This is a genomic window from Streptomyces sp. XY431, assembly GCF_001279805.1.
Taxonomy (GTDB): Bacteria; Actinomycetota; Actinomycetes; order Streptomycetales; family Streptomycetaceae; genus Kitasatospora; species Kitasatospora purpeofusca.
In genome coordinates, this window is the sequence record NZ_LGDO01000155.1 from 1 (window position 1) to 8,397 (window position 8,397).

Annotated in this window: 7 protein-coding genes; 6 read left to right on the plus strand and 1 reads right to left on the minus strand. The window is 76.0% G+C overall.

The features are described from left to right. Positions 1-97: 97 nt before the first annotated feature. Positions 98-562 (minus strand): YwqJ-related putative deaminase, encoded by a 465-nt coding sequence (locus ADK60_RS18085; protein WP_053647257.1) that lies wholly within the window; start codon positions 560-562, stop codon positions 98-100. Positions 563-992: 430 nt separating this feature from the next. Here ADK60_RS18085 and ADK60_RS18090 point away from each other — a divergent pair, with 430 nt between their 5' ends. The 6 genes from ADK60_RS18090 to ADK60_RS44870 all read left to right on the plus strand — a co-directional run. Next, positions 993-2,282 (plus strand): Gfo/Idh/MocA family protein, encoded by a 1,290-nt coding sequence (locus ADK60_RS18090; RefSeq protein WP_079008472.1) that lies wholly within the window; start codon positions 993-995, stop codon positions 2,280-2,282. Then, complete coding sequence (locus tag ADK60_RS18095; protein WP_045944485.1) at positions 2,279-3,259, plus strand: NAD-dependent epimerase/dehydratase family protein; 981 nt, start codon at positions 2,279-2,281, stop codon at positions 3,257-3,259. Before ADK60_RS18090 ends, ADK60_RS18095 begins: the two co-directional genes overlap by 4 nt. A 169-nt stretch (positions 3,260-3,428) precedes the next feature. Next, positions 3,429-4,541 carry a DegT/DnrJ/EryC1/StrS family aminotransferase gene (locus ADK60_RS18100; protein WP_045944488.1) on the plus strand — a complete coding sequence of 371 codons (1,113 nt, stop codon included), beginning with the start codon at positions 3,429-3,431 and terminating at the stop codon, positions 4,539-4,541. Positions 4,542-4,651: 110 nt separating this feature from the next. After that, positions 4,652-5,767 carry a DegT/DnrJ/EryC1/StrS family aminotransferase gene (locus tag ADK60_RS18105; protein ID WP_053647259.1) on the plus strand — a complete coding sequence of 372 codons (1,116 nt, stop codon included), beginning with the start codon at positions 4,652-4,654 and terminating at the stop codon, positions 5,765-5,767. A gap of 191 nt (positions 5,768-5,958) precedes the next feature. Continuing rightward, positions 5,959-6,960: an HNH endonuclease gene (locus ADK60_RS18110; RefSeq protein WP_045944483.1), complete on the plus strand. Its 1,002-nt coding sequence runs from the start codon at positions 5,959-5,961 to the stop codon at positions 6,958-6,960. A 105-nt stretch (positions 6,961-7,065) separates the two neighbouring features. Next, positions 7,066-8,397, plus strand: a 1,332-nt coding sequence (locus ADK60_RS44870; protein ID WP_502687430.1) for an SUKH-4 family immunity protein, incomplete at its 3' end; no start/stop codon positions are given.

The window sequence follows — 8,397 nt, forward strand, 5'->3', positions numbered from 1 at the left end:
GGGCTGGGCGGATTCAGGACGGGCTCCGGTGGTTCGGGGACGGGGGACGGTCGGCGGGTCAGTCGGTCGGCGCGGGCCGGGCGCGGCGGCCGGCGGGTCAGCCGGCGGCGGCCGGGCCGACCGCGACGCTCTGGACGGTGAAGTGCTCCAGCAGCGGTGCGCAGGAGCGGCACGGCGGAGCGTGGGTGCCGTGGGCCGGATCGTGCTCCTCGCGGATCCGGACCGTGGTCAGCCGGGCGCCCTTGAGCGCCTTGCGGGCCTCGTGCAGGCTCATCGGCTTGCGGGCCGCGCGCTTGGAGCGCCGGCCGTCCACCGCGGCCAGGTACTGGGAGAGCAGCACTGCCTCGGGGCAGCGCCCGGTGAAGCGCTCGCGCTGCTCCAGCGGCAGCGCGCCGAGGAACTCGCCGACCAGCGGGTGCAGGGCGGGGCTGCGGTCCGACTTGGCGCCGGCCAGGGTGTGCACCTCGCCGCCCTTCAGCGACAGCGCGGCGGCGACGGCGGGCAGCAGGCTGTCGCGGTGGTGGCGCAGTAGTGGCGGTCCGGCCGGTTGCCCCGTGCTCATGGCGTCGTTCTCCTCCTCGTCTTCCCGCCGGCGTTCCCGTACGTTCTCCCGCTCGCCCTCCGCGTGGTGCAGGGGCCGACAGGGGTCAGCCTGTCAAACGACACTGACAACCGCACAACCGGGGTGCGGGGCACGGCCGGTCGGACCCGGTCCGGGGGGCCCGGCGGTGGACGGTCACGCGACGTTGGCCGGATCCGCACGGCATCGTCACGACTCGTCCCCGGGTTTCCCGAATCCGCCCCCGGGCGACTGTGGCGGCCGGTAGCGTTCCAGCAGGCGGGCCGAGGGGACGGGCGGTCCGGTCGGGGTCGCCGGTGGAAGTGGCAACTCCTTTGCCTGCCATGGTCGTTGTGGTCGGAGGGGGCTGGGGGGCCCGGGCCGTGCGCCCGTGGGCCGGCGCCCGGCTCCACACAGCAAGGGGGGTCTTGCGATGACTGACACGGAAACCGCCAACGAGGCGCCCGGCGAGCACGTACCCACACCCGGCGCGCCGCCGCAGCCCGCACCGGAGCACCGGATCGGGATCGCGGTGGTCGGGGCCGGCTACTGGGGCCCGAACCTGGTCCGCAACGCGCAGCAGACGCCGGCGCTGCGCCTGCACTGGCTCTGCGACCTGGACCCGGCGAAGTCCCGCCGGGTGCTCGGCGAGTACAGCACCGTCCGGTCCACCACCTCCTTCGAGGAGGTACTGGCCGACGAGCGGGTCGCCGCGGTCGCGGTCGCCACTCCGGCCGCCGCGCACTACCGGCTGGTCAGGGCGGCGCTGGAGGCCGGCAAGCACGTCCTGGTGGAGAAGCCGATCACCACCTCCGCCGCGGAGGCCGCCGAACTGGTGGCGCTCGCCGAGGAGCGCGGGCTGGTGCTGATGTGCGACCACACCTTCTGCTACACCCCGGTGGTGCGCCGGATCCGCGAGCTCGTGCACGGCGGGGAGATCGGCGACGTCCAGTTCTTCGACTCGGTGCGGATCAACCTCGGGCTGGTCCAGCCGGACGTCGACGTGCTCTGGGACCTCGCCCCGCACGATCTGTCGATCCTGGACTTCGTCCTGCCGCCGGGCGTGGAGCCGGTCGGCGTCTCCGCCCAGGGCGCCGACCCGATCGGCGCCGGCCGGGCCTGCGTCGCCTACCTGACCGTCCGGCTGAGCAACGGCGCGCTGGCGCACTGCCACGTCAACTGGCTCTCGCCGACCAAGGTCCGCACCACCATGATCGGCGGCTCGCGGCGCACCCTGGTCTGGGACGACCTCAACCCGCAGGCCCGGCTGGCGGTCCACGACCGGGGCGTGGACCTCACCCCGCCGGACGAACTGACCGACGCGATCCGCCACCAGGCCCTGATCTCCTACCGGGTCGGCTCCATGGTCGCCCCCGCCCTGGTCGAGCAGGAGGCGCTGCGCAATGTGATGGCCGAGTTCGCCGCCGCCATCACCGAGGGCCGGGCCCCGCTCACCGACGGCGGGTCCGGGCTGCGGGTGCTCCAGCTGCTGGAGGCGGCCTCGCTCAGCCTCGAACTCGGCGGCGCCACCGTCCCGGTGGGTGTCGGCCTCGACTCCGAGCTGTCCGAGCCGCACGAGCTGTCCGAGCCGGGTGAGCTGTCCGAGTCGCGCGGGCTGTCCGCCGGGCACGACCGGTCCGCCGGCCACGAACCGTCCGCCGGGCACGACCGGCCCGGCACGTCCGCCATGTCCGAAGCTCAGGAAAGGGCCGCCACGCGGTGAACGCTGTACAGATCGAGGGCTCCCGCTGCCTGGTGACCGGCGGGGCCGGCACCATCGGCTCCACCGTGGTGGACCAGCTGATCGAGGGCGGCGCCCGCGAGGTGGTCGTGCTCGACAACTTCGTCCGGGGCCGGCAGGCCAACCTCGCCTACGCCCGCGAGATCGCCGCCCCCGGGCAGCTGCGGGTGGTGGACGGCGACATCCGCGACCGGGCCCTGCTGCGCGAACTCCTCGACCCGGGCACCGACCTGCTCTTCCACCTGGCCGCGATCCGGATCACCCAGTGCGCCACCGAGCCCCGGCTCGCCCTGGAGATCATGGTGGACGGCACCTTCGACGTGGTCGAGGCCGCCGCCGAGGTCGGCGTCGGCAAGGTGATCGCCTCGTCCACCGCCTCCGTCTACGGCCTCGCCGAGGTCTTCCCGACGCCCGAGAACCACCACCCGTACAACAACGACACCCTGTACGGGGCGGCCAAGGTCTTCAACGAGGGCCTGCTGCGCTCCTTCCACGCCATGTCCGGCCTGGACTACGTCGCGCTGCGCTACTTCAACGTGTACGGGCCCCGGATGGACGTGCACGGCCGCTACACCGAGGTGTTCATCCGCTGGATGGAGCGGATCGCCGCCGGACAGCCGCCGCTGATCTTCGGCGACGGGACCCAGACGATGGACTTCGTCTACACCGAGGACATCGCCCGGGCCAACCTGCTGGCCGCCGCCGCGCCCGTCACCGACCGGGTCTACAACATCGCCAGCGCCAGCGAGGTCTCGCTGCGGGGCCTGGCCGACGCCCTGCTCACCGCCATGGACCGGACCGACCTGGACGTCGAGCACGGCCCGGCCCGGGGGACGGCCGGCGGCGTGGTGCGGCGGCTCGCGGACATCGGCGCCGCCGAGCGCGACCTCGGCTGGAAGCCCGAACTGGGCCTCGACGAGGGTCTGCGCCGACTGGTCGCCTGGTGGCGCGAGCAGTAGCCGTTCCGGTCCCGCCGCGGGCCCGCACCCGTCGGGGGCCCGCTCCCTGCTCGCGTTTGCCGCCTGCTCGCGTCCGCGCCCGGCCGGGTGTCCGTGCCCGGCCGGGCGACCCGTCCACCGATCACGTCCGCGCCACGTTCGGAGCACGCCTGTGTCCAGCATCCCCGTCATGATCCCCTGGCTCGGCGAGGAGGAGGCCGAGGCCGCCGCCGAGGCGGTCCGCTCCGGCTGGGTGGCCCAGGGCCCCCGGGTCGCCGCCTTCGAGCGGGCCTTCGCCGAGCACCTCGGCGTCGAGCACGCCGTCGCGGTCTCCTCCTGCACCACCGCGCTGCACCTGGCGCTGATCGGCGCGGGCGTCGGCCCGGGGGACGAGGTGGTCGTCCCCTCGCTCTCCTTCGTCGCCACCGCCAACGCCGTCACCTACGCGGGCGCGGTACCGGTGTTCGCGGACGTCGACCCGGCCACCGGCAACCTCACCGCCGCCACCGTCGAACCGCTGCTCACCGGGCGGACCAGGGCGGTGATCGCGGTCGACCAGGGCGGGGTGCCGGTCGACCTGGACGGCATCCGGGCCGCCGTCGGGCCGCACGGCGTCACCGTCGTCGAGGACGCCGCCTGCGGGGCCGGTTCCGTGTACCGGGGCCGCCCCGTCGGCGCGGGCGCCGAACTCGCCGCGTACTCCTTCCACCCGCGCAAGCTGCTCACCACCGGCGAGGGCGGCATGGTCACCTGCCGGGACGGCGAACTCGCGGCCCGGCTGCGACGGCTGCGCGAGCACGGGATGAGCGTCTCGGCGGCCGACCGGCACGCGGGGGCCGGCGGTGCGAGCGTGCTGGAGACCTACGACGAGATCGGCTTCAACTACCGGATGACCGACATCCAGGCCGCCATCGGCCTGGTGCAGCTGCGCAAGCTGCCCGCCATGGTCGCCCGCCGGCGCGAACTCGCCGCCCGCTACCGGGAGCTGCTCGCCGGCACCGGCGTGCGGCTGGTCGACGACCCGCCGCACGGTACCACCAACTACCAGTCCTGCTGGGTGCTGCCGCCGGACGGCGCCCCCGACCGGGCCGAGCTGCTGGTCCGGCTCGCCGAGGCCGGCGTCTCCGCCCGGCGCGGCATCATGGCCGCCCATCTGGAGGCCCCGTACAAGGGGACGGCCCGGGTCCCGCTGCCCGCCACCGAGCTGCTCACCCGGCGTTCGCTGATCCTGCCGCTGCACCACGCGCTGACCGAGGAGCAGCAGGACCGGGTGGTGGCCGCCCTGCGGTCCGCGCTCGGCTGAGCACTCTGCTCCTCTGTTCCTCCGTCCGTCCGTTCCTCTGCTCGTCCGTCCGTTCCGCTGCTCGCAGGTTCCGTACAGACAGGTTCCGACCGGCCCAGGGAGACCACAGGATGACCACCGACCAGCCCGTCCCGCTCGTCGACCTCGCCGCCGCGCACGCCGAGATCGAGGCGGAGGTCAGGGCCGGCTTCGACCGGGTGCTCGCGAGCGGCGGCTACATCAAGGGGCCGGAGGTGGCCGGCTTCGAGGAGGAGTACGCGGCCTTCTCCGACGCCCGGCACTGCGTCGGCGCGGCCAACGGCACCGACGCCCTCGAACTGGCCCTGCGCGCCCTGGACCTGCCGCCCGGCGGCGGCGTGGTGCTGCCCGCCAACACCTTCGTCGCCACCGCGGAGGCCGTCCGGCGGGCCGGTCTGCGCCCGGTCCTGGTCGACGCCGACCCCGACCACCTGCTGATCGACCCGGCCCGGGTCGCCGAGGTGCTGGCGGACGCGGTCGCGCTGCTGCCGGTCCACCTCAACGGCCAGCTCGCCCCGATGGCCGCACTGCTCGACCTGGCCGGCGACCGTCCGGTGGTGGAGGACGCCGCGCAGTCCCAGGGCGCCCGGCAGGACGGCCGCGCCCGCCACGGCCGGATCTCCGCCACCAGCTTCTACCCCGGCAAGAACCTCGGCGCCTACGGCGACGCGGGGGCCGTGGTGACCGACGACGACGACCTGGCCGCCGCCGTCCGGCTGATCGGGGACCACGGCTCGGCCCGCAAGTACGTCCACGAGCGGTTCGGCTTCAACTCCCGGATGGACGCGCTCCAGGCCGTCGTGCTGCGCGCCAAGCTGCGCCGGCTGCCCGCCTGGAACGAGGCCCGCCGGGCCGCCGCCGCCCGCTACGACGGGCTGCTGGCCGGTCTGGACGGCATCATCCCGCCGCGCACCGCGCCCGGCAACGAGCACGTCTGGCACCTGTACGCGGTCCGGGTCGGTGCGGGCGGTGCGCGCCGGGACGCGCTGCTCGCGGCGCTGAACGCGGCCGGGATCGGGGCGGGCGTGCACTACCCGGTGCCGGTCCACCTGCAGCCGGCCTTCCGGTACCTCGGCCACGGCGAGGGGGCGTTCCCGGTCGCCGAGCGGGCGGCGGCGGAGCTGCTGACCCTGCCGCTGTTCCCGCAGATCACCGCCGCGCAGCAGGAGCGGGTGGTGGAGGCGCTGGCCAAGGCACTGGCGGCCTGAGCCGCCGACCCCCGCCCGTTTTCCCGCCCCGCCGGTGGCCGCCCCGTGCCCTGCCGGTGGCCGTCCCGTGTCCGGTCGGTGCCGGTCCGGGGCCGGTCCCACCGGGCGGGGGGCCGGGCCGCAGGCGTACCCCCTACGCTGGTTCCCAACAAGCGCACCGAGATTTTGCAGCAGCCAGTGGGGGCTCCCAGATGACGACAGGTCGGCCCGGCGTCGCCGCCGCACCGAACGCGGCGTACGCAGGTCAGGTGGTGCAGTTCCCGGATCCGGTCCGCGCCGAGCGGCACCCCGCCGGGGTCAGGGTGGACGAGCACGGCCACCCGGACTTCGGCCCGTACGCCGCCGCGGCGGCCGAGGTCGCCGACCCGCCGGCCGGTTTCGGCGTCGACGAGCTGCGGCTGACCGACTACGTCTCGGCCAACGCCGCGCTGTTCACCCAGGGCCACCCGCTGTGGGCCGACCTGGACACCGCCGTCGCCACCCCGCCCGGCTGGACCTGGCACCACGTGGTCGGCCGGGCCGCGCCCGGCTGGCGGCGGATGGAGCTCGTCCCGGTCGAGGTCAAGGCGCTGCTGCGGCACCACGGCGGACTGGCCACCTCCTCCGCCGACCACAGCCGGCGCGGCACCCGCCCGTTGCAGGAGAAGCGGGCGGTGCACTTCCCGCTCGCCCTGGACGGCAGCGACCCGATCGGCGTCCCCGAGGACCTCGTGCAGCGGGCCGAGCAGCGGTTGGGGTACCGGTTGCCCGGCGCCTACCGGACCTTCCTCAAGCTCGGCGGCGGCCGCGTCCCCGCCGGGGTGGCGCTCGACCCGGACTTCGGGCTGCTGGTCGACCAGCCGTTCCTGACCCTCACCGAGGAGTACGGCACCGAGGACGTCGTCTACGCCAACAAGTGCCTTCGGGACCACTTCACCAAGGACTACCTGGGCATCGCCTACGCCCAGGGCGGCATCCTGGCGCTGAAGGTGCGCGGCGACCGGATCGGTTCGGTCTGGCTCTGCCTCTACGACGACGCCCGCGACACCGGCGCCCCGGAGTCCCCCGAGGAGCGGGTCGAGCGGCTGCTGCTGCCCTGCGGGGACGACTTCGACGCCTTCCTGCTGCGGCTGGCCGGGAGCCCGCCGGAGCTGGAGACGGTCGCCGAGCTGATGGTGAACGGCGGGTTCGCCCGGGCCGTTCCGGTGGGCTGACGTGGCGTTCGCGGTGGAGCGCAGGACGGGCCGGGAGACGGACCGGCCGGTCGTCGACGGTGTGGAACGAGCGGGGACGATGGGGACAGGGGTGAACCGGGCGTGGTGACGTACGCGCAGGCGCAGGAGCTCGCCGAGGAGTGGATCAACGGCGGGGTGTCCCGGGAGCTGCAGCGCGAGGTGCGGGTCCGGGAGTTCGACCTGGGCTTCGTCTGCTGGGCGGTGCAGTCCGCCGAGGGCGGGACCGAGGCCGAGGGTGAGGCCCGGTTGGTGATCGCCCGGGACTCCGGCGCGAGCACCCTCTGGCCCGCGCTGCCTGTCAACGAGGTGGTCCGGCAGTACGAGGAGACGTACGGGCGGCCGGTCGCGGCCAACCCGGCCGGGGCGGCCCGGCCCGCGCCGGGCCCGGTGGAGGCGACGTCCTTCCTGCTGAGCCCGCCGCAGTGGCTGCAGGAGGCCGGGGAGGCGGCGCTCGCCGCCGAGGCGGAGCGGCTGGGCGCACCGGCGGCCGCCGGGACGCCGGCCTCGGGTGTGCCGGTGGCCGGGATGCCGGCGGCCGACGCCGAACCCGCCGCTCCGGCCGAGCCGGCCGTCCCGTTCGCCCCGCCGGCGGCCCCGCCCGCCCCGCCGCTCGATCCGGCACCCGCCGGGCCGCCGGCCGCGGGGGTCCGGTTCGGGCGCGCCGACACGCCCGGGCCCGCCGTGCTGACCACACCGCCGGTCTCCGAGCGTCCCGCCGGGGACGCGCCGACCATGCTCGCCCCGCCGCCCGGCCACGAGGAGCCGGCCGGTCCGCCCGCGTACGGCGCGGGCGTCGAGGCGGCGACCGTCCTGCTGCCCGACGGGCTGCGCACCAACGGCGCCGGGCTGTCCGGCGAGCCGCCGCGGGCCGGTTCCGAGGCGGCCACCATGCTGCTGCCCGAGGGCGCCCGGCCGGGCCTCGCGGGTCTGCCGGGTGCGCCGGGTGGTCCGGGTCCGGGTGGTCCGGGGACGCCGGTGCCGGGGACTCCGGTGCCGCCGTCGCTTCCGCCGATGGTGGAGCCCGCGCCGACGCTGCTGGCGCCGCCGGACGGTCTGCCCGGTCTCGCCGGTCTGCCGGGTGCGCCGGGTGCGCCGGGTGGTCCGGGTCCGGGTGGTCCGGGGACGCCGGTGCCGCCGTCGCTTCCGCCGATGGTGGAGCCCGCGCCGACGCTGCTGGCGCCGCCGGACGGTCTGCCCGGTCTCGCCGGTCTGCCGGGCGCGCCCGGCGGCCCCGGTACGCCCGCCCCGGGGACGCCCGTCCCGCCGCCCGCCGGACCGGGGGTCGAGCACGCCGCCACCATGCTGGCCTCGCCCGACGGCCTGCCCGGACTGGCGGGCCTGCCGGGCGCGCCCGGGGCCCCGGTCCCGCCGCCGGTCGGCCCGCCCGCCGAGTCCGCGCCGCCCGGCGCGCTCGGC